18 protein-coding genes are annotated in these 20,269 nt (G+C 72.6%); 8 read left to right on the top strand and 10 right to left on the bottom strand.

Translation table 11 applies throughout. From position 1 onward, the window contains the following. Positions 1–68: 68 nt before the first annotated feature. The 5 genes from EBO36_RS00350 to EBO36_RS00330 all read right to left on the bottom strand — a co-directional run bounded on the left by EBO36_RS00350 (position 69) and on the right by EBO36_RS00330 (position 7,871). Positions 69–3,287: an NEW3 domain-containing protein gene (locus EBO36_RS00350; protein ID WP_222928741.1), complete on the bottom strand. Its 3,219-nt coding sequence runs from the start codon at positions 3,285–3,287 to the stop codon at positions 69–71. A 140-nt stretch (positions 3,288–3,427) separates the two neighbouring features. Then, positions 3,428–4,246, bottom strand: coding sequence for a carbohydrate ABC transporter permease (locus EBO36_RS00345; protein WP_122822858.1), 819 nt, complete (start codon positions 4,244–4,246; stop codon positions 3,428–3,430). Continuing rightward, positions 4,243–5,199, bottom strand: coding sequence for a carbohydrate ABC transporter permease (locus EBO36_RS00340; protein ID WP_387966934.1), 957 nt, complete (start codon positions 5,197–5,199; stop codon positions 4,243–4,245). The genes EBO36_RS00345 and EBO36_RS00340 overlap by 4 nt, the downstream gene beginning before the upstream one ends. 7 nt (positions 5,200–5,206) lie before the next feature. Continuing rightward, entirely contained in the window at positions 5,207–6,586 is a 1,380-nt protein-coding gene (locus EBO36_RS00335; RefSeq protein ID WP_122822856.1) for an ABC transporter substrate-binding protein, read from the bottom strand. Between the two features lie 97 nt (positions 6,587–6,683). Further along, positions 6,684–7,871, bottom strand: coding sequence for a carbohydrate kinase family protein (locus tag EBO36_RS00330; RefSeq protein WP_244925321.1), 1,188 nt, complete (start codon positions 7,869–7,871; stop codon positions 6,684–6,686). A 251-nt stretch (positions 7,872–8,122) separates the two neighbouring features. On the opposite strand from EBO36_RS00330, the gene EBO36_RS00325 reads away from it, so the two are divergent. Next, complete coding sequence (locus EBO36_RS00325) at positions 8,123–9,487, top strand: family 4 glycosyl hydrolase (RefSeq protein ID WP_122822855.1); 1,365 nt, start codon at positions 8,123–8,125, stop codon at positions 9,485–9,487. A gap of 10 nt (positions 9,488–9,497) precedes the next feature. On the opposite strand, the gene EBO36_RS00320 is transcribed toward EBO36_RS00325, so the two are convergent. Together EBO36_RS00320 and EBO36_RS00315 are read right to left on the bottom strand one after the other, a co-directional pair. Further along, positions 9,498–10,361, bottom strand: coding sequence for a TIM barrel protein (locus tag EBO36_RS00320; protein ID WP_122822854.1), 864 nt, complete (start codon positions 10,359–10,361; stop codon positions 9,498–9,500). Positions 10,362–10,556: 195 nt separating this feature from the next. Further along, a complete protein-coding gene (locus EBO36_RS00315) occupies positions 10,557–11,444 on the bottom strand; it encodes a MurR/RpiR family transcriptional regulator (protein ID WP_122822853.1) in 888 nt (295 codons plus the stop codon). Positions 11,445–11,597: 153 nt separating this feature from the next. Between EBO36_RS00315 and murQ the strand changes: the two genes are divergently transcribed. From murQ to EBO36_RS00290, 5 genes are read left to right on the top strand one after another with little or no spacing between them, the layout of a single operon-like run. After that, the gene (gene murQ, locus EBO36_RS00310; protein ID WP_122822852.1) at positions 11,598–12,563 is read left to right on the top strand and encodes an N-acetylmuramic acid 6-phosphate etherase; all 966 of its coding nucleotides are present in this window, start codon (positions 11,598–11,600) and stop codon (positions 12,561–12,563) included. Further along, complete coding sequence (locus tag EBO36_RS00305) at positions 12,563–13,891, top strand: ABC transporter substrate-binding protein (RefSeq protein ID WP_164471255.1); 1,329 nt, start codon at positions 12,563–12,565, stop codon at positions 13,889–13,891. Before murQ ends, EBO36_RS00305 begins: the two co-directional genes overlap by 1 nt. Further along, positions 13,888–14,844 (top strand): carbohydrate ABC transporter permease, encoded by a 957-nt coding sequence (locus EBO36_RS00300; protein ID WP_241237093.1) that lies wholly within the window; start codon positions 13,888–13,890, stop codon positions 14,842–14,844. Before EBO36_RS00305 ends, EBO36_RS00300 begins: the two co-directional genes overlap by 4 nt. 2 nt (positions 14,845–14,846) lie before the next feature. Beyond that, entirely contained in the window at positions 14,847–15,749 is a 903-nt protein-coding gene (locus EBO36_RS00295; RefSeq protein ID WP_122822849.1) for a carbohydrate ABC transporter permease, read from the top strand. Positions 15,750–15,753: 4 nt separating this feature from the next. Further along, positions 15,754–16,695 carry an N-acetylglucosamine kinase gene (locus tag EBO36_RS00290; RefSeq protein ID WP_122822848.1) on the top strand — a complete coding sequence of 314 codons (942 nt, stop codon included), beginning with the start codon at positions 15,754–15,756 and terminating at the stop codon, positions 16,693–16,695. 74 nt (positions 16,696–16,769) lie between these two features. Here EBO36_RS00290 and EBO36_RS00285 read toward each other — a convergent pair whose 3' ends face one another. Next, a complete protein-coding gene (locus tag EBO36_RS00285) occupies positions 16,770–17,414 on the bottom strand; it encodes a TetR/AcrR family transcriptional regulator (RefSeq protein WP_122822847.1) in 645 nt (214 codons plus the stop codon). Positions 17,415–17,555: 141 nt separating this feature from the next. On the opposite strand from EBO36_RS00285, the gene EBO36_RS00280 reads away from it, so the two are divergent. Both EBO36_RS00280 and EBO36_RS00275 read left to right on the top strand, forming a co-directional pair. Further along, positions 17,556–18,335, top strand: a complete 780-nt coding sequence (locus EBO36_RS00280; protein WP_122822846.1) for a glucose 1-dehydrogenase — start codon at positions 17,556–17,558, stop codon at positions 18,333–18,335. Then, the gene (locus tag EBO36_RS00275) at positions 18,332–18,808 is read left to right on the top strand and encodes a nitroreductase/quinone reductase family protein (RefSeq protein WP_122822845.1); all 477 of its coding nucleotides are present in this window, start codon (positions 18,332–18,334) and stop codon (positions 18,806–18,808) included. The genes EBO36_RS00280 and EBO36_RS00275 overlap by 4 nt, the downstream gene beginning before the upstream one ends. Positions 18,809–18,859: 51 nt before the next feature. Here EBO36_RS00275 and EBO36_RS00270 read toward each other — a convergent pair whose 3' ends face one another. Together EBO36_RS00270 and sigK are read right to left on the bottom strand one after the other, a co-directional pair. After that, on the bottom strand, positions 18,860–19,651 hold the full coding sequence (locus tag EBO36_RS00270) for an anti-sigma factor (protein WP_122822844.1): 792 nt from the start codon (positions 19,649–19,651) through the stop codon (positions 18,860–18,862). A 1-nt stretch (position 19,652) separates the two neighbouring features. Continuing rightward, positions 19,653–20,243 carry an ECF RNA polymerase sigma factor SigK gene (gene sigK, locus EBO36_RS00265; RefSeq protein WP_164471254.1) on the bottom strand — a complete coding sequence of 197 codons (591 nt, stop codon included), beginning with the start codon at positions 20,241–20,243 and terminating at the stop codon, positions 19,653–19,655. Positions 20,244–20,269: the final 26 nt, after the last annotated feature.

Below are 20,269 nucleotides of genomic sequence, written 5' to 3'. Positions count from 1 at the left end.
CGGCTGCCGGGGCCCTTCACACCTGCAACCTCAGGCCGCGTGGCCGGAGGCGTCCGCCGTCGGCGGGGTCAGCCGCCCGCCCCCGCCCGACGCACTCGCAGCGCCCCAAGGCCGAGCGCCGCCGCCGCGAGCGCCACCAGCGCGAGCGCACCCATCGGGGCACCCGTGTTGGGGAGCTGACCGCCGCCCGGCGCCGTCGGACCGGCCCCCGGCGTCGTCGGCGCGACCGTCGGGGCGTCCGTCGTCGGGTCGACCGTGGGCTCATGGGTCGGCGGGTCGGTCGGCAGATCGGTCGGCGGGTCGGTGGGGACTTCACCCTCGACCACGGGGAAGTACCAGGCGTTGACCTCCTCGTCGGCCGTGGAGAACGACACGAGGATCGAGCCGTCCTCGCGCAGCGCCTCACGGGTGGCGTCGTCGATCGGCAGCGTCATGCCGCTGTCGCCGACGCCGATCTCCGCCGTGGCCGCGCCCAGCAGCCGCCCACCCATGTCCGGGCTCCACGGCGGCGCGGTCCCGTCCTCGGGCGAGCAGGCGTCGAACCCGTCGGTGTCACCCGGGCAGCTCGACTCCCACACGGGGATGAACCCGTGCTCGCCGTGCCAGAGGAAGGCACGCGCCGTCCCGGCCTCGGTCGAGCTGAGGGCGAGGTCGACCGAGTCGCCGTCGATCGTCACGTCGTCGACGGTCATGGCGCGGCTGGGCTGGAGCCCGGAGATCGTCACGCCCCGCGTCGCGGACTGGTGGACGGTCTGCGGCGACTCCACGCCGCTGAGCGCGGTGTCGGGGATACGCGGCGCGTCCGGGGTCGTCGAGCGGCCCGCCGGCGGGGTGTACCCGTCGAGGTAGGCGTGGCCCCAGCGGTAGGGCTCGGACTGCTGGCTGCCGAAGGGCGACCAGGCGGTGCGGGTCTCCCCGATGAAGACCTGGTTGTCCGAGTCGTACGGCGTGACGTTGAGCCCCAGGTAGCTGGGGTCGACGTCGTTGGTGGCCGCGTCGCCCGTGGGCGGCGTGCTCGTCGGGCCGACGGCGGCGGGCAGGACGTCGAGCGGGATCTTCATCTCGACGGTGTACCCGCCCCCGGCGTAGGTGCCCTCGGGCGTCACCTCGACGTCCACGTCGACCTCCATGCCCGGGGCGTTGGGGCCACCCTCGACGGTGTCGGCCAGCGGCCCGGAGGAGAACCCCTGGTGGTTGTCGGCGTCGCGCGTCCAGCACGGCCCGTCCTCACCGTTGCCGGCGCTGCCGGTCGGGTCGTCGGTGAACGGGAAGATGCCCGACTTGAACGTCGTCGAGGTGTCGACCGAGTTCCCGCGGGGGTCGAGGAGCACCTCGACGGAGTCCACGAGCCAGTGGCCGAAGCACCGCTCCGGCGGGGCGGCGGCGCTGGCGGTGTCGTCGACGACGCGGACGACGGCGTACAGGTCGTCGCCGTGCCAGCCGATCTTCGCGTAGCTGCCGGTGCCGCAGTCGGTGCCGTCGGGCTCGCACTCGTCGCCCTCCCAGAGGCGGGCGAGGTCGAGCGCGTCGCCGTACGCGTCGTCGTCCACGGCGTCCACGGCGGGTGCCGCGGGGAGCTCGGGGATGACCGCGGACGGGACGACGTAGAGCTGGAGGGTCTCGGTCGCGGACCCGCCGTCGAACGACGTCATGATGGGGACCTCGACGGTCGCCCCGCCCGGCGCGGCCGGGTCGGTGTGCGTGACCTCGAAGGTCACGGTCGTGGACGCGCCACCGGCGAGCCCGGTGTACGGCAGCGTCGTCGCCTCGGCCGTGAGGCCCTCCGGCAGCGTGATGCTCACCTCGCCGTCCTGGGCCGACGACGTCCGGTTCGTCACGACGACGGGCAGCGTCTTCGTCTCGCCCGCGCCGATCTGCTCGACCGCCGGCGCGCGGCCGGAGACGTAGGTGTTGGCCGCGGCCCACTCCTCGTACTCGACGAAGTTGCCCCAGCGCTCGAAGCGGCCCTCGACCGGCGCGGCGAGCTCGACGCGCGAGTCCGTGTAGCCGGTCATCTCACCGGTGGTGAGGTTCGCGGCGAGGCGGTAGCGACCGGGCGCGGCGTCCTCACCCGGCGTGACGGTGAAGGTCGCCGTCGCCTCGGCGTTGGCCGTGATCGGCCCGATGTCCGCGGCCGCGGAGACGGTCCAGCCGTCCGGGACGTCGAGCTCGACGGCGCCGGCGGGCAGCGTGCCCTCGCCGGAGCGGGCGTGGACGGTGACCTCGAAGGGCTCGCCCGCGGCGTTGAAGTACTCGTCCGTCGTGAGGTAGAGCAGCGACCCGAGCGGCATGCCGCCGGGGTCGGGGATCGAGGCGCCGTAGAAGAGCGCGTCGTCGTTGCCGCCCTCGGGGGCGCTGTTGGGCTGGAAGGGGACGAAGGACTGCGCGACGCCGTAGCGCAGGCAGCCCGGCTCGACGACGCCCATCTCCATGGAGCGGGCCTGCGTGGGGTGCGCGCGTGCGCCCTCACGGCCGACCTGGGCCCACGTCTTGGGCGTGCCGGCCTCCTGGCCCTGGACGTTGCCCTCGGCCCACGTGTACGGGGACTCGTAGCCGGTCCACACGCCGTGGACGGTGAAGGGGTTCGTCGCGGCGGGGGTGAAGCCGACGGTGCAGTTCGGCCCGGCGGTGCCGCCCTCGCCCTGGTTGCTGGCGCCGGAGACGATCTTCTTCACCTGCCAGGTCTCGACGGCGTCGGGGCCGACGAGCTGCTCGGGGAACATCGTCGGGTCCGCGGCGGCGGCCGCGGTCTCCCAGATGAGCCGGCCGGCGTACTGGTGGTTGCCGTGCCCGGCGGGCGCGGGGGAGAAGCCGATGAGGATCTCGGGGCGGGTCTCGCGGATGATCCGCACGCTCTGGCGCAGGCCCTCCTCGGCGTCCCACACCTCGGCGGTCAGGGGCGCGCTCGTGTTGTAGAAGAAGTCGACCCGGTCGACGTTGTAGATGTCGACCGTCCCGGAGCGCCAGTGCGACGCCCGGTCCTCGTTCTCCCGGCGCAGGCCGAGCGCGGGGCCGGCCTCCTCACCGACGGAGTTGCTGCCCCCCTCGCCGCGGGTCTGCATGATGATGCCGCAGCGCACGTCGTAGAGGTCGTGCCAGACGCCGCAGGGCGTGGTGAAGCTGGCGTCGTCGTCCGGGTGGGCCCACATGCCCATGATGTCGACCTTCGTCGGGTCGACCTCGGTGGCGATCGACGGCTCGCCCACCTCCAGGGGTGGCGGCGCCGTTTGGGCGGTCGCGGCGGAGACGCCGCTACCGAGGATGAGCGCGAGGAGCGCGGGGACCACTAGACCTCTTCGTTTCACGAACGACCTCCAGGTGGGGTTGCGGACATCGACGTCCGCCGTCGGCCGTAGGGCGCCGCTGCCCCACGATCGCCAACCTAGCCAGGGCGACGCCCCCAGACAAGGGCTTTCCCACGGCTTGGTCAGTCCTTGACCGCGCCCTCGAGCATCCCCTGGATGAAGTGCCGCTGAAGGAAGAGGTAGAGGATCACCATCGGCAGCGCGACGAGGACGGCGCCGGCGGCGAGCAGCGTCGTGCCCTGGACGTACTGGCCCTGGAAGAGCGCGAGGCCCAGGGGCGCGGTCCGCAGCTGCGCGTTGGGGGACATCACCAGCGGGATGAGGAATTCGTTCCACGTCCACATGAAGGTGAGCAGGACGAGGGTGACGACCGCCGGGCGGGCGACCGGCACGAGGACCTGCCACAGCACGCGCGAGTGCCCCGCCCCGTCGAGGCGCGCGGCCTCGATGATCGAGCGGTTCGCGCCCCGGAAGTACGAGCGCATCCAGAAGGTCCCGAACGCGACCGACTGGGCCACCTGCGGCAGGGCGATGGCCCAGATGGTGTTGGTCAGGCCCACGGCCCGCAGGTCGAAGAAGAGCGGCACGACGATGGCCTCGGTGGGCACCATGATGCCGAGGAGGAACACGTAGAAGAGGGCACGCGAGCCGCGGAACTCGAAGGCGCCGAAGGCGTACCCGGCCATGATGGAGAAGAGCGTCGCCAGGACGACGACGACCACGGCGACCTGCAGCGAGTTGCCCATGTACTCGCTGAAGCGTCCCTGCTCCCAGGCGCGGGCGAAGTTCTCCCAGTGCAGGGGGCCACCGGCCTCGGCGTCTGCGGGCGTCTCGGGCGCCAGCGCTCTCTGGAGGATGGTCACCACAGGCGCCAGCGCGATGAGCGCGAAGACGATGAGGATGGCGTAGTTCCACGCCCGCTCCACGGGAGAGACCCTCATCGCTCACGCTCCCCGATCCGGTTGACCCCCACGTTGATGAGGAAGATGAGGGCGGTGAGGACGACGGCGACCGCCGCCGCCGACCCCACCTCGCCGAGCTCGAACGCCCGGCGGTAGACCTCGTAGCTCGGCACCGTCGTCGACGTCCCCGGTCCGCCGGACGTGGTGACGTAGATGAGGTCGAACGTCTTGAGCGCGGCGATGATCGTCAGGGTGAGGGCGACGACGACCTCCGCCCGGACCGAGGGCACCGTGATGGACAGGAACGTCCGCACCGGGCCGGCGCCGTCGAGCGTCGCGGCCTCGTAGAGCTCGCCGGGGATGCGGGCCATCCCGGCCATGAGGAGCACGGTGACCAGGCCGGTGGAGACCCAGGTCCCGATGAACCCGACGGCGGGCAGGGTGAGCGTGTAGTCACCCAGCCAGGTCCGGGTCAACGCGTCGAGGCCGACGGCGCGCAGCGCGGTGTTGAGCTGCCCGTCGGGGGCGTAGATCTGCCGCCACGCCACCGCGACGACGACCATCGCGATGACCTGCGGCAGGAAGACGACGGTGCGGAAGAACGCCATGCCGCGCACGCGCGCGCGGGTGAGCAGCGCGGCGAGGACGAGGCCGATCCCGAGCGGGAGGACGGAGAAGAAGAAGATGAGGACGAGGGCGTGCGCGAAGGCGTCGCGCAGGGCCGGGTCGGTGACGACGTCGGCGTAGTTGGCCAGGCCCACGAAGGTCGCCAGCGACAGCCCGTCCCAGTCGTACAGGGAGATCTGGACGGCCCGGCCGAGGGGGTAGAGGAGGAAGACGGCGTAGACGACGAAGCCGGGCAGGAGGAAGCCGTACGGCGCCCACCCGCCCCCGCGGCGACGACGCGAACGAGCGGTCCTCGATCGGGGCGCCGATGGCGCGATCCCGGTCGGGGACGAGCCCGGTGCGGGGCTGGCGACGCCGCCCCGCACCGGTTCGTCACTCGTTGGCGGCAACGAACTCGGCATAGTCCGTCTCGACCGTGTCGGCGAACTGCTGCGCGTCGATCTGGCCGTCGAGGAGACCCTGGAGGGCCTGCCCGAGGGTGTCCCCCATCGTGGGCGTCGCCCAGTCGAGGTAGGGCAGGAGCGCACCGTTCTCCGTGACGTCGGCGTAGGCGCCGTAGATGTCCGCCTGCAGGCCGGCCTCCGGCATGTGGTCGGCGGTCTCGACGACCGGCATGTTGCCCGTCTCGGCGAGGATCGCCATGGCCTCCTCGCTGGTGATGAAGTCGATGTACGCGGCGGCCAGGTCGGGGTTCTCGGCCTGGGAGGTGATGGCGAACGGGATGCCGATGCCCCCCGTGGTCACGCGGCCGGCGCCCTCCTCCACCGGCGGCGGGGCGAAGAAGCCGACGTCCTCGCCCATCGCGGCCTCGATGTCCGCGGCGAGCCAGGACCCGCCGATGAGGTACACGCCCGTGCCCTCGGTGAAGGACTGCCACACGGCGTCGTAGTCGGCGCCGTTGAAGCCCTCGTTGAAGTAGCCGGCCTCGGCCCAGTCCGCGATGGTCGTCGCGGCCTCGAGGTTCTCCTCGGTGGTCCAGCTGGCGCCGGCGTTGCCGAAGCCGAGGGCGCGGACCTCCTCGGGGTCGACGAACGCGCCCTGCACCGGGCCGAAGACGTGGAGCGCCGGCCACTGGTCGAGGTTGCCGAGGACCAGGGGCGTCTCCCCGGCCTCAGCGATCGTGCCGAGCTGCTCCTCGAAGTCCGCCCAGGTCTGCGGCACCTCGAGCCCGAGCTCGTCGAGCTTGGCCTTGGAGTAGTAGACGCCGACGACCTCGCCGACCTGCGGGAGCCCGAAGAGCTCCCCCTCGCCGAACGTCACGCCGTCGGCGCTGTAGCTGGTGTTCTGCAGGACGGACTCGGAGAACCGGTCGGCCCAGCCGTAGGCCTCGGCGTAGGGGTCGAGCGAGATGATCTGGCCGGCGCTGACGAACTGGCCCATCTGCGAGCGCGAGTTGTTCGCCTGCGTGACGTCCGGGGCGTCGTCGCCCGTGAGCGCCAGGCGCAGGGTCGCCGTGAGGTCGTCGTTGGACTGGGTGACGCGGTCGATGCTGACGTTCTCGTACTCGGCCTCGAACGCCTCGTTGAGGCGCTCCATCTGCTCGGCCTGCCCGCCGCGGACCTCCTGGTCCCACACGACGAGGGTCTGCTCGCCCATCGCGGCGACGTCGGTGCTCACCTCGCCGCTCGGCGCGGACGTGGCGTCGTCGGTCTCCCCGCCGTCGCCCGACCCGGGGGTGCAGGCCGCGAGTGCCAGCGCGGCGATGGCGATGGTCCCTGCGGCGATCCTCGTGCGGCGTGGTGATGGGTTCATGGTCGTTCCTCCTGTGATGGGCGACACTGCGCGAACGCCCGGCCGGTACTCATTGTGCTGCTGCGCCCGCCCCGCGCGTCACAGATCGGCGCGCGCGTCACAGATCGGCGTCCAGCGCGAACGTCGCCTCGGCGCGGCGGGCGGCGCCGGCCGGGCGGGCCGGCAGCGCCTCGTCGAGGAAGCGGTACCGGGCGCGCAGCTCCGCCGCACGGGGGTCACCGCCGTCGGCGGCCGCCGCCACGCGCGCCCACCAGTCGTGGATGTCCCCCATCCCGGGGGCGGCGAGGGAGCCGCCGAACTGCTGGACGGCGAGGGAGGAGCACAGGGCAGCGAACGCCATCCGCTCGGCCAGCGGCCAGCCCCACAGGGTGCCGCTGGCGAAGGAGGCCGCGAAGACGTCGCCCGCGCCCGTGGGGTCGATGGCGTCGACGGCGAGCGAGGGCACCTCCGCCTCCTCCCCGGTGAGGCTGTCGACGGCGATCGCCCCGCGGGGCCCCCGCGTGACGACGACGACGGGCGCCAGCTCCGCCAGGACGCTCAGCGCGGCGCGAGGGTCGTCGGTGCGGGTGTAGGCCATGGCCTCGACCTCGTTGGGCAGGAACGCGTGGCACTGCCGTAGGGGCTCGAGGGCGGCGCGGTCCCAGACACCCGTGGGGTCCCAGCCGACGTCGGCGAAGACCAGCGCCCCCCGCTCGGCGGCGCGACGCCACCACTGCTCCTCCGCCCGGTGGCCGCCGAGATCGGTGATGACGGCGCGGGTCGCCGGCGGGTCGCCGATGAGCTCGTCGACCGTCATGGGCAGGTCGTGGCCGTGGGTCACCATGGACCGGTCATCGCCGTAGGCGAAGGACGCCGTGACGGAGGTGTGCTGGCCGCGCAGGCGGGTGGACCACCGCAGGTCGATGCCCTCCTCGGCGAGCAGCTGCCAGCACCACTGGCCGTAGACGTCGCCACCGAACCCCGCGGCCAGGCCCGTCGTCAGGCCGAGCCGGCTGGTCGCGACGGCGAGGTTGGCGATGCCGCCCGGCAGCGAGCCCATCCCGGCGGCCCACACCTCGGTGCCGGGGCGCGGGTCGCTGGGCAGGCCGGAGAAGATGATGTCGAGGAACAGTGGGCCGGAGAGGAACACGTCGAGCTGCGGTGCGGCGGCGGTGCCGTCCGCGCTGGCGGCCGCGCTGGCGTCCGCGTGACCCTCGGCGGGCGAACCGGGAGCCGGCCCGGTGTCCGGACGGGCGGCGGTGTCCATCGCGGGCAGCGGCCAGTCGTTCTCGCCGCGTGTGCTCACGGGTCCTCCGCGGTCGTGGATGGTGCCGGACAGCCGCCAGTATGCCCACTTCTGTCCCGCTTGTGGACATCGCCGACGGCGGGGCGCCCGGGCGGTCCCCGGGCGTTCCCGGCTCCGTCGTTGCTCGTGGGCACCGGTGTGACCAGGCGTGGCCCGTCGCACCTCCCATAGGGTCGACGTCATCGACGACCACGGCACTCGTGCCGCGGCCGCACGACCCGCCCGCCCCACGACCCGGAGGTTCTTCTCGCGTGAAGCTCACCATCATCGGCGGCGGCGGGTTCCGCGTGCCGCAGATCGTCGAGGCCGTCTCCTCCGCCGACGCCGGGATCCGGGTGGACGAGATCAGCCTGTACGACACCTCGGCCGAGCGCCTGGGCGTCATGGCGGCGGTCCTCGACCAGCTCACGCCCGCCCTGAGCCACCCGCCCACCATCACCGCGACGGGTGACCTCGACGCCGCGCTGCGCGGGTCGGACTTCGTCTTCTCCGCCATCCGGATCGGCGGCACGGCGGGGCGCATCCAGGACGAGCGCGTCGCGCTGGCGCTCGGCGTCCTCGGCCAGGAGACCATCGGCCCCGGCGGGCTCGCCTACGCGCTGCGCACGCTGCCCCACGCCCGGGCGCTCGCCGAGCGGATCCGCGCCGTCGCGCCGCAGGCGTGGGTCATCAACTTCACCAACCCCGCCGGCATCATCACCGAGGCGATGCGCGCGATTCTCGGGGACCGGGTCATCGGCATCTGCGACACCCCGATCGGCCTGGTCCGCCGGGTGGCCCGCGTCCTCGGCCGCGACCCCCGCGACGTCGACTTCGACTACGTCGGGCTCAACCACCTCGGCTGGCTACGCACCCTCACCGTCGACGGCCGCGATGTGCTGCCGGACCTCCTCGCCGACGACGAGCTCCTCGACGGCATCGAGGAGGCCCGCCTCGTGGGGTTCGACTGGGTCCGCGCCATCGGCGCCCTGCCCAACGAGTACCTCTTCTACTACTACTTCAACCGGGAGGCCGTCGCCCGGATCAGCGGCGGCGGCCCGACCCGCGGGGAGTACCTCGACGCCCAGCAGAACGCCTTCTACGCCACGGCCGCCGCGGACCCGGCGCACTCCCTCGAGGCGTGGGACCGCGCGCGTCACGAGCGCGAGTCGAGCTACATGGGTGAGTCGCGCGCGGAGGAGGAGCGCTTCGGCCGCCGCGCCGAGGACGTCGAGGGCGGCGGCTACCAGCAGGTGGCGCTCGACCTCATGACCGCCCTCGTCACGGGCGCCGGCTCGGGGGCGGCGATGATCCTCGACGTCGGCAACGACGCGGCAGGCGGTGACCTCCTGGTCCCGCAGCTCCCGGCCGACGCCGTCCTCGAGGTGCCGTGCACCGTCGACCGGTACGGCGTCCACCCGCGCCGCGTGGCGCCGCTGCCCAGCGAGATGGCCGGGCTCCTCCTGCAGGTCAAGGCGTGCGAGCAGCTCATCCTGCGCGCGTCGGCGGAGCGCTCCGCCGAGCTCGCGTGGCGGGCGTTCGCCTCCCACCCGCTCGTCGACTCGATCGCCGTCGGCCGGCGCCTGCTCGAGGACTACCGCCAGCACATCCCCGGCGTCGCGGCGGCGTTCGACTGAGGGGGCGGGGTCAGGCGCCGGCCAGCCCGCGCAGGTAGGCGAGCGAAGCGCGGACCTGCGCCACCGGGCCCTCGTCGACCGGCTCCCCGGCGAGGACCGTGTCCTGCTCGAGGACGAACCACCCGTCGAACTCCGCCTCCCCGAGGTCGGCGACGATCGCCGCGAAGTCGACGTCCCCCTCCCCCAGCGGGACGTAGATGCCGGCCCGGACGGCGTCGGTGTAGGTGAGCTCGCCGGCGCGGACCCGCGCGGCCAGGTCGGCGCGCACGTCCTTGGCGTGGACGTGGTTGACCCGGTCGGCATGCCTCCGGACGAGCGCGACGGGGTCCGTCCCGCCGATGAGGAGGTGCCCGGTGTCGAGGCACAGCCCTACCACCGAGTCCTCGAGCACCCGCCGCACCTCCTCGCCGTTCTCGACCATGGTGCCGACGTGCGGGTGCAGCGTGGTCCGCACGCCCTGGACCGCGGCGAGGCCGGTGATCCGGTCGAGGTTGCGCAGGAGCGTGCGCCACCCCCGCTCGTCGAGCACCGGGCGCTCGTCGTAGCCGACGAGGCCGGAGGCGGCCGCGAGGACGAGGACGTCCCCGCCGGCAGCCTCGAAGTTCATCAGCTCGCGCTCCACCTCGGGGACGGGGTCGTGGTCCGGGTCGTGGAGGACGACGGGCACGAACGCGCCGACGACGTCGAGGCCGTACGGGAACAGGGTCTGTGCCCGCTCGGCCGGCTCCTCGGGCAGCCAGCCGCGTGGTCCGACCTCGGTCGCCTCCAGGCCCACCGCGGCCATCTCCGCGAGCACCCGCGCGGGGCTCATCTGGTACCCCCACCCGGGCACCTCGCACACACCCCAGCTGATCGGCGCTCCCGCGATCCTCATCCTCGCTCCTCGCTGTGAGCCCGCCAGTCGTCCTCGTCGTCGAGGGGGCGTCGCACGCCCACCCTTGCGCAGGGCGCCGGGCGGTGTCCAGGCGGGCGCGTCGCCCCGCCCTCATGATCATGCCGAAACGCCGGGGGGCGCCGGCATCTCTGCACGATCACCAGAGAGGGGACGGGGAAGAAGAGGGGAGGGGGCTCAGAGGTCGGCGACCGCCTTGAACGTCGCGTCCAGCGCCTTGCGCGTGGCCCCGGTGTTGCGCATGGCGACGGCGACGAAGAGGCAGTCGATGACGGTGAGCTGGGCGATGCGGCTGGCCATCGCGCCGGTCCGGAACGTGGTCTCCCGGGTCGTCGTCACGAGCACCACCTGGGCGAGCGTGGCGAGCGGGGAGCTGGGGTGGTTGGTCAGGCCGATGGTCGTCGCCCCGCCGGCGTTGGCGAGCCGGACCGGCTCGAGCACGTCGGAGGTCGCCCCGGAGTTGGAGACGGCGACGACGACGTCGCCCTTGCCCCGCAGCGAGATCGCCGTCATGGCGGCGTGCCGGTCGACGTGCGCGGCGGCGTTGATACCCAGGCGCGCGAGCTTCTGAAAGAGGTCGGCGGCGGTGAGACCGCTGGCGCCCACCCCGACGACGTCGACGTGCCGGGCCTCCGCGAGCGCGTCGACGGCCCGGGCCAGCTGGGCGACGTCGAGCATGGAGACGGTGTCCTCCACGGCTCGGGCGTCCGCGTACCCGATCTTGGCGACGAGGTCCTCGAGCGTGTCCGAGGGCTCCAGCGTGCCGGAGACCGGGCCGCGAGCGCTGCGCCCCTCCTCGATCCCCGCCGCCATGGCCAGGGCCAGGCGCAGGTCGGGGTAGCCCGAGAAGCCCATGCGCTTGGCGAAGCGCACGACCGTGGGCGCCGACGTGCGGCAGCGGGCGGCGAGCGCGGTGATCGACTCCCGTGCGACGAGGCTGGGGTCGGCGACGACGGCCTCCCCCACCCGCCGCTCGGCGGGCCGCAGGTCCGTCAGGGACGCCCGTACGCGGTTGACGAGACCGGGCTCCGCGGCGGCCCCGTCGCCCGTGGGTGCAGCCCCCATGTCGTCCCCTCTCGTCAGGCCTCATGGCCGGTGCCGCTGAAAATCTCTTCAGCCGTCGTCAATCGTAGATGAAAAGTGTTGACATCCACCCGGATTCCAGGCATCGTCTGCCCAGCGCGCTCGTATTCCCGGGCGACGCCGTCAAGGAGGCCGATGATGTCAGCACCGAGCGACCACCGATACGGGGTGGTGGTCGACTCTCCCACCGAGGAGCGCAACGAGCGCACCGTCCACATGGACACGGTCCCCACCCTCGAGCTGCTGCGCCTCATCAACGCGGAGGACCGCCTCGTCCCCGACGCCGTCGCCTCGGTCCTGCCGGAGCTCTCCCGGCTCGTCGACGGCGCCGCGGAGCGGGTCCGCGCCGGCGGGGCCATCCATTACGTCGGTGCCGGGACGAGCGGACGCATCGGCGTCATCGACGCCGCCGAGCTCCTTCCCACGTTCAACCTCGAGCCGGGCGTCGTCGTCGCCCACCACGCCGGCGGCGAGGCTGCCCTCGTCCGCGCCGCGGAGAACGTCGAGGACGACGCCGAGGCCGGCGCCGCCGACGTCGCCGAGGTCACCGCGGGCGACGTCGTCATCGGGATCGCCGCGTCCGGCCGCACGCCGTTCGTCGCCGGCGCGCTGGCCCACGCCCGCGAGGTCGGGGCCCTCACGGCGCTCGTGACGTCCAACCCGCGCTCGGCCCTGCGTGAGGGCGTCGACGTCGAGATCATCCTCGACACCGGCCCCGAGGCCCTGGCCGGGTCCACCCGGATGAAGTCGGCGACCGCTCAGAAGCTCGTCCTGCACACCTTCTCCACCGCGCTCATGGTCCGCCTCGGACGCACGTGGTCGAACCTCATGGTCTCCATGGTGGCCACGAACGCGAAGCTGCGCGCGCGGACCGTGACGATCCTCCACCAGGCCACCGGCCGCTCCCGGGAGGAGTGCGAGAGCACCCTCGACCTCGCCGACGGTGACCTCAAGGTCGCGCTCGTCATGCTGCTCGCGGACGTCGACGCCCGCGCTGCCGGTGAGGCCCTCGCGCGTGCCGACGGCGTCGTCCGCGTCGCCGTCGACGTCGCCACCCCTACCCCCGCAAGCCCCGCCCCATCCCCCGAAGGGACACACTGATGCACCGCAGAACGATCGCCCAGTCCGCGGCCGCGCTGTCCGCGCTGCTGCTGGTCAGCGCGTGCGCGCCGTCGGACGACGCACCCGACCCCGACGCCGAGACCGTCGCCGAGGGCACCGCGGGTGCCGACGGTGAGTGCACCGGCGAGCAGTCGACGCTCAAGGTGTGGTCCTGGCGCACCGAGGACGCCGACACCTACGAGCAGATCTTCGACGTGTTCGAGGGGGAGAACCCCTGCATCACCGTCGACTTCCAGGCGTTCCTCAACACCGAGTACAACCAGATCCTTTCCACGGGCCTCACGGGCACCGACGGGCCGGACATCGCGCAGGTCCGCAGCTACGGCCAGCTCCAGCCGCTCATCGAGAGCGGGAACCTCGTCGCCCTCGACGACATCGTCCCCGAGGTCCGCGAGTTCGACGAGACCATCCTCGCCGGCGCCCTGGGCCGCGAGGACGGGCAGGTCTACGGGGTGCCCTTCGCCTCCCAGACGCTGCAGATGTACTACAACGTCGCCGTCTTCGAGGAGCTCGGGCTCGAGGAGCCGGAGACCTGGGAGGACTTCGTCGCCGCCAACGAGGCGATCGCCGAGTCCGGCATGACGCCCATGGCCGTCGGCGCCCTCGACGCGTGGATGCTCCCGATCGTCCACGACATCCTCAGCTCCGCGCAGTACGGCGGCTCGGAGTTCGAGGAGGCCGTCCTGTCCGGCGAGGCGCAGTTCACCGACCCGCAGTACGTCGCGTCGATCCAGACCCTCAAGGACATGCAGCCGTTCATGTCCCCCGACGTCGTGGGCGTGAGCTACACCGACTCCCAGGTGCTCTTCACCAGCGAGCAGGCCGCGATGTTCCCCGGCGGCTCCTTCGAGCTGGCCTTCTTCCAGGAGCAGAACCCCGACCTCGAGCTCGGCGTCTTCCAGGTCCCGCCGGCGCCGGAGGCGGTCCTCGAGGAGGCCGTCACCCCCGCCTACGCGGACGGCAACTGGGGCATGAACGCCAACGGGACGCAGACCGAGGCCGCCGAGACGCTCATCGCGTGGCTCGCCACCCAGGACTTCGGCCAGATGGTCGCCGACGACCTCAAGCAGTTCTCCCCGGTCCCCGGTGTCGAGTTCTCCGACCCGCTCATGTCCGAGATGTGGGAGATGTACCAGGAGAGCCCGGCGCCCTACCTGCACCTGGTGAACTTCCGCTACGGCGAGCCGCTCGGCACCGACCTCATGGGCCAGGGCGCGCAGGAGCTCCTGCTCGGTGACAAGGACCCGGCCCAGGTCGCGGCCGACATCCAGGGCGGGCTCTCCGAATGGTTCACCCCCGGACAGTGAGCGCCACCGACCAGCTCACCCCGAAGGGACGTGGGCAGCGCCGCCGTACGGCGGCGCTGCCCACGGGCACGGCCCTGCTCTTCCTGGCGCCGGCCGCGATCCTCTTCGCCGTCTTCGTCCTCTACCCGATGGTGACGGCGTTCACCTACGCCCTGTTCTCCTGGCGCGGCACGACGCAGGGCGAGTTCGTCGGGATGGCGAACTTCGTCCATCTCTTCACCGCCGAGCCCTACCGGAGCCAGGTGCCGCGCGCGTTCGGGCACAACCTCCTGCTCTTCGCGGGTGCGATGGTGGTGCAGAACTCGGTCGGCATGCTCCTCGCCGTCCTGCTGCACCGGCGGGAGCGCTTCCGCCGGTTCTTCCAGACGCTGTACACGCTGCCCTACCTCGTGAGCCCGCTCGTCATCGGCTACCTGTGGTCACTGCTGCTGTCACCGCTGTTCGGGCCGGTCAACGCCCTGCTGCGTCAGGTCGGTCTGGAGTCCCTCGCGCTGCCGTGGCTGGGCGACCCGTCGACGGCCCTGTGGGTCGTCGTCCTCGTCACCGCCTGGCAGTGGGTCGGCTTCCCGATGCTCCTGTACGGGGCGGCCCTCGGCGGCATCTCCCCGGAGATCGACGAGGCGGCGGAGCTCGACGGCGCCTCCGGGCCCCAGCGGTTCTTCCGCGTCACCCTGCCGCTCCTCATCCCGGTCATCGGGACCGTGAGCGTCCTGACGTTCATCGGGGCGATGGAGTCCTTCCCGATCCCCTACGCCCTCGGTGGGTCGACCGGTAGCCCGGCCGGCGCGACGGACGTCATGTCGCTGATCTTCTACCGCACCGCGTTCGAGTCCGGGTCGTCCAACGCGATCGGGATCTCCTCGTCGATCGCGATCCTCCTGTTCATCGTCATCTTCGGGCTGTCCGTCCTGTTCACGCGCTGGTTCCGGCAGACCGAGAGAAAGCTGTTCTGAGCATGAGCATGACCACCCAGAGCGCCGCGCGGGTCCCGGTCGAGGACCCGGCCCCGCCGCGCGCCAACCGCCGCCGCCGGCGCACGGGCTCCCCGCTCGCGTCGGCGGTGACGTCCGTGGCGCTGTGGATCTACGCGCTCATCGCCGTCGTCCCGCTGCTCGTCATGGTGACGAACTCGCTGCGCCCCAACCGGGAGCTGGCGACCGAACCGCTCGGGCTGCCCTTCCCGCCGGACTTCTCGAGCTACCAGCGGGCCTGGATCGAGGCATCGTTCAGCACGTACTTCTGGAACTCGATCCTCGTCACGGTCACCTCGGTGACCATCTCCACCGTGGTGTCCCTGCTCGCGGCGTACGCGCTGGCCCGCAGCAGCTCGCGCATCGTCGCGGCGATCGAGTCGGTGTTCATCTCCGGCCTGATGATGCCGGTGTTCCTCATGATCCTGCCGATCTTCTACCTGCTCGAGTCCTTCGGGCTGGTGAGCACGAAGACCGGCCTGATCATGGTCTACGCGGCGGTGAGCATCCCGTTCTCGGTGTTCGTCCTCGCGACGTTCTTCCGGCAGCTGCCGGGCGAGCTGGAGGAGGCGGCCCGGCTCGACGGCGCCGGGCCGCTGCGGATGTTCTGGAGCGTGATGATGCCGCTCGTGCGGCCGGCGATCGCCACGGTCGTCGTGTTCCGGTTCGTGCCCATCTGGAACGACTTCTTCTACCCGCTCATCCTCATCCGGGACCGGGCGAACTACACCCTGCCCGTCGGCCTGACGACCTTCTTCGGGGAGTACCAGACCGACTGGTCGACGCTCTTCGCCGGCCTCGTCATCGCCACGGCCCCGCTGGTGCTCCTCTTCCTCGTCGCCACCAAGCAGATCATCTCCGGCCTCACCGCCGGCATGGGGAAGTAGCCCCGTGGCCGGGACGCTGGCCGTCGACCTCGGCGGCTCGGGCTCCCGCGCGCGGTGGACCTCGACCGCCGGCCCGCAGCGCACCGCCACCGGCGGGGGGCTGCGGGTCAGCGGGGCGGGCCTCGTCGCGGTCCCCCTCGTCACCGCGCTCATCGACGACCTCGGGCTCGACGCCGGCGACGTCGACGGGGCCTGCGTGGGGCTCAGCGGCCTGCTCACCCTCGGCGACGGCGCCCACGCCATCGCGGACGCGGTCCGGGAGCGGCTCGGCGCCGTACCGACGGTCGTCGCCTCCGACGCCGTCACCTCCACCGTCGGCGCGCTGGGTGGCGAGCCGGGGGCGGTCGTCCTCGCCGGGACGGGGTGCACCGCCCTGGGCACGGACCTCGCCGACACCTGGCACAAGGTCGACGGGTGGGGCCACGTCCTCGGCGACGCCGGGTCCGGCTCGTGGATCGGCGCCCGCGGCCTCACCGCGGCGTTCGAGCAGCACGACGGGCGCCGCACGGACGCCGCGGACCTGCTCGCCGCGGCGCGGAGCCGGTTCGGGGAGCCCGAGGCGCTCACCCGGGAGATCTACACCCGCGAGGACCGAGCGGGCCTGCTCGCCTCCTTCGCGGCCGACGTGCTCGACCTCGCCCGGGACGGTGACGCGGTCGCCGGCGACGTCGTCGGCGCCGCGGCCCGGGAGCAGGCCCGCAGCCTGGCCGCGGCGCTCCTGCCGCCCGTGCCGCCCCGCGCCTCCTACACCGGCGGGATCTTCGGTGCCGGCGAGATCCTCACTGTGCCCCTTGCCGCCGAGCTCGCCCGTCTGCGCCCCGACGTCGTCCTCGAGGCCCCGCTCGGCGGCGCGCTCGACGGCGCCGAGCTCCTCGCGCTGCGGGCGGTCGCCGGCACGCTGGCCTCGCACCCGCCGCTGCTCACCGTGGTCGCCGGACCGGCCTGAGCGCCGGGCGCGCGGCGCGGGAACCGGGGCCTGAGCCCCGCGTGGCGGGGGGACACACTCGCGGTCGGCGGGGCTCAGTCGTCGGTGGACGGCCCTGGGCCAGCCACGGCGTACCGGGCTGCCATGGTGCGCACGGCCTCGTCGACCACCTGAGCGACGCGTTCGGCACTCACCTCCCAGCCCGGCACCAGGAGTGTCGGCCAGAAGACGTAGTTGGAGATCATGCCGAGGAACTGGGTGGCGGCGAGGTCCACGTCCTCGACCCGCACCGTTCCGGCCTCGTGCTCGGCCTGCAGGTAGCGGCGTACGGACTCGAAGTAGGGCATCTTCCCCTGCGAGAACTGGGCATTGGCGAGCTCGGGGAATCGCGGCAGCTCGGCGATGACGATTCGGAACAGGTCGGTCATCTGGCGCCGGCTCAACAGCTCGGCGTAGCGGCGACCGATGGTGGTGAGCCCGTCAACGATGTTGCCCGCTGGCGGAGGCTCCTCCTCGTCGGCGGTGGACCAGGACTCGGTGACCATGGCGTCGAACAGGGCAGCCTTGCTCGGGAACTGCTTGAACAAGGTGGCCCGAGACACGCCCGAGGCCTCGGCGACCCGCGCCAGCGACGTCCGGTCGTAGCCCAGCTCGAGGAACAGTGCGGTCGCGGCCGCCACGATCAGCGCGCGCTTCTCCTGGGCGATGCGCTGGTGATACGTGGTCACGACCCTGCTCATGGGCCAACCATACGAGGTGAGTGGCTTGACTCACCATTGCGGCGGACCTAGTGTCAGGCAGTGGTGAGTCACCTGGCTCACCATTGGCCGCCGTTCATCACCGATGATCCCGGTCAGTCACACGTACTGAAGGGACATCTGATGCGCCGTTTCGACGACCAGACCGTGCTCGTGACCGGGGGGTCCGGTGGCCAGGGATCGAGCCATGTACGCGCCTTTCACGCGGAGGGGGCGAACGTGGTGATTGGCGGCATCGACGTCGAACGCGGCGCCGCTCTCGCCGACGAGCTCGGGAACCGCGCTCGCTTCGTCCACCTCGACGTCACCGACGAGAGCTCGTGGTCCGCCGCCGTGCTGACGGCCGAGAGCGCCTTCGGCGCCCTGAACGTGCTCGTCAACAACGCCGGCGTCCAGAACCCGCCGGCGCCGATCGAGAAGACGGACCAGGCCACGTGGTCGCGGATCCTCGACGTCAACCTCACCGGGACCTTCCTCGGCATCAAGGTGGCCGCGCCCGCTCTGCGCCGCGCATCAGGGGGAGCCATCGTCAACATCGCCTCGACCATGGGCCTGGGTGGCACGGCGCACTATGCGCCGTACGTCGCCAGCAAGTGGGCCGTGCGAGGTCTGACCCAGACGGCAGCACTCGAGCTCGGCCGGGACCACATCCGCGTGAACACCATCCACCCCGGCGTGATCGCGACCTCGTTCATCAACGAGCCCGCAGCCGGCGCCACCGTGGCCATCGCCGACTTCTACTCACCCGAGCCGTTCGCCATCCCGCGCCTGGGAGAGCCGACCGACGTCACCCGGCTTCTCCTGTTCCTCACGTCCTCGGACGCGTCGTTCATCACGGGGTCGGAGTACGTCATCGACGGTGGGCTCCTCCTCGGCCCCGCCCTTCAGGCCGAGACCGCATGAGCAGTCCAGACGCGACCGGAGGGGACGACTCCGCACGGGACGCGTCCTTGTCGCACCTGCCCGAGCACATCCGGCGAGCCATCGAGATCACCCCCGCCGCAGGCACCCGCGAACGGATCATCGACATCACGACACTGGGGCGCCGCACCGGCCGCCCGCGCCGCATCGAGATCTTCTTCTACCGGGCCGCGGGCGCCACCTACCTGTGCAGCGGCGCCGGGGGTGCCGCGACCGACTGGCATGCGAACCTTCTCACCAACCCCGACTTCACCTTCCACCTCAAGAACGGGATCCGTGCCGATCTGCCCGCACGGGCCACGCCGGTCACCGACCCAGCCGAACGTCACGCCGTGCTGGCGGAGATCGTCGCGGATCTCAACCAGCCCCACGACCCCGGCACCATCCGGCCGACTCGGCTCGACGACTGGGCCGACAGCCGGCTGATGCGCATCAGCTTCCCGCAACGGCCGTGACCGCGGACCCACCAGCAGACGACCTACTCCGAGGGACTGGGTCGCCTCTCCTCAGCCCTGCCCGGACAACGCGACGACCGGGTCGCTCGTGGGCTGCGTCGACCCACCCGCGGGCTCGACCGTCATGGCGAGCACGGCGCCGTCCGGAAGGTCGTCCACCTCCGTGCTGACCCGCCCGTCGGCGACGACGAGGACCCCCGCCGACGCGGCGCCGTCGTCGTCGACGACCCAGAGCTGGTAGACCTCGTCGTCGGTGAGGTCGGAGAGCCCGTCCGCGGCGAACAGGGCCGCGTCGGCGCCGACGACGGCGACGGCCCTCCCGCCGCCGGCGACGTCCGCGCTGACGAGCTCGGCACCGGGCTCCGCGAGCGCCTCCGCGACGGCGGCGACCTGCTGCTCGGCCTCCTCGGCGCGACGGCTCTGGTCGATCGCGAGGACGCTCGGGACGGCGGCGGCGACAAGGACCGCCGCGGCGACGAGCCAGCGCTCCCTCCGGCGCGCGCGGTACGGCGCGAGCGGGACGACGTCGGCGCCCTCGGACTCCCCTGGCGTCGTGGGTCGAGCGACGGCCGGGCCGCCCGTGGGCTGGGGTCCATCCGCCGGATGGGCCGACCCCTGCGGGATCCGGGCGATCGCGTCGAGCGTCCGGGCGCGGACCGTCGCCGGCGGTGGCGCTGCGCTGTCCGCGGCGAGCCGGGCGGTCACCTCCCGCAACGCGCGGGCCTCGGCGGCCAGCTCGGGGTCGCGCGCCATCGCCCGCTCGACGTCGGCCCGCTCGTCGGCGTCGACGGCGTCGAGCGCCCAGGCCCCCAGCAGCTCGCGGTACTCGTCCTGCTCGCGCACGTCAGTCCACCCCCAGGCAGGCCCGGAGGCGGATCAGCCCGTCGCGGATGCGGGACTTGATGGTCGGGAGCCCCGCGCCGGTGTCCGCCGCGACCTCCCGGTAGCTGCGGCCGCCGTAGAAGGCCCGGAGGACGGCGTCGCGCTGAAGGTCGCTCAGCCCGGCGAGGCACTCCTGCACCCTGCTCTGGTCCACGGTTCGCTCCACCGTCTCCTGGACGTCGTCGTACGGACGCTCGTAGGCCTGCGCGGCGGCGAGGCCGTCGCGGTCGCGCTGGGACTGCACGGCGCGGACGCGGTCCACCGCCCGGCGGTGGCCCATCGTGGCGATCCACGCCTGCGCGGTGCCCCGCGCCGCGTCGAACCGGACAGACGTCCGCCACACCTCGGTCATGACCTCCTGGGTCACCTCGGCGGCGTGGTCGGCGTCCCGCAGCACCCGCAGGGCGGTCCCGTAGACCATGGGGGCGGCCTCGTCGTAGAGGGCCGCGAAGGCCACCTGGTCACCGCCTGCGACCTGCTGCAAGAGCGCCGTCAGGCGGCCCGGTCCGGGCGGGGGCGCCGTGCCGGCGGAGTCACGCCCGGGCGAGGTCACCGGGCCAGTGTGCCCTGACGAGCCGG

Origin of the sequence: Georgenia faecalis (assembly GCF_003710105.1) — a bacterium.
GTDB lineage: Bacteria > Actinomycetota > Actinomycetes > Actinomycetales > Actinomycetaceae > Georgenia_A > Georgenia_A faecalis.
Note: the sequence above shows the minus strand (reverse complement) of the source record. Positions and strands in the feature narration are given on the sequence as shown.

What these genes read in the sequence shown, in the direction of transcription:
- EBO36_RS00345 (WP_122822858.1), bottom strand. Translation starts at nt 4,246, where the DNA reads ATGAGGGTCTCTCCCGTGGAGCGGGCGTGGAACTACGCCATCCTCATC.
- EBO36_RS00335 (WP_122822856.1), bottom strand. Translation starts at nt 6,586, where the DNA reads ATGAACCCATCACCACGCCGCACGAGGATCGCCGCAGGGACCATCGCC.
- EBO36_RS00320 (WP_122822854.1), bottom strand. Translation starts at nt 10,361, where the DNA reads ATGAGGATCGCGGGAGCGCCGATCAGCTGGGGTGTGTGCGAGGTGCCC.
- EBO36_RS00315 (WP_122822853.1), bottom strand. Translation starts at nt 11,444, where the DNA reads ATGGGGGCTGCACCCACGGGCGACGGGGCCGCCGCGGAGCCCGGTCTC.
- murQ (WP_122822852.1), top strand. Translation starts at nt 11,598, where the DNA reads ATGATGTCAGCACCGAGCGACCACCGATACGGGGTGGTGGTCGACTCT.
- EBO36_RS00305 (WP_164471255.1), top strand. Translation starts at nt 12,563, where the DNA reads ATGCACCGCAGAACGATCGCCCAGTCCGCGGCCGCGCTGTCCGCGCTG.
- EBO36_RS00295 (WP_122822849.1), top strand. Translation starts at nt 14,847, where the DNA reads ATGAGCATGACCACCCAGAGCGCCGCGCGGGTCCCGGTCGAGGACCCG.
- EBO36_RS00285 (WP_122822847.1), bottom strand. Translation starts at nt 17,414, where the DNA reads ATGAGCAGGGTCGTGACCACGTATCACCAGCGCATCGCCCAGGAGAAG.
- EBO36_RS00280 (WP_122822846.1), top strand. Translation starts at nt 17,556, where the DNA reads ATGCGCCGTTTCGACGACCAGACCGTGCTCGTGACCGGGGGGTCCGGT.
- EBO36_RS00275 (WP_122822845.1), top strand. Translation starts at nt 18,332, where the DNA reads ATGAGCAGTCCAGACGCGACCGGAGGGGACGACTCCGCACGGGACGCG.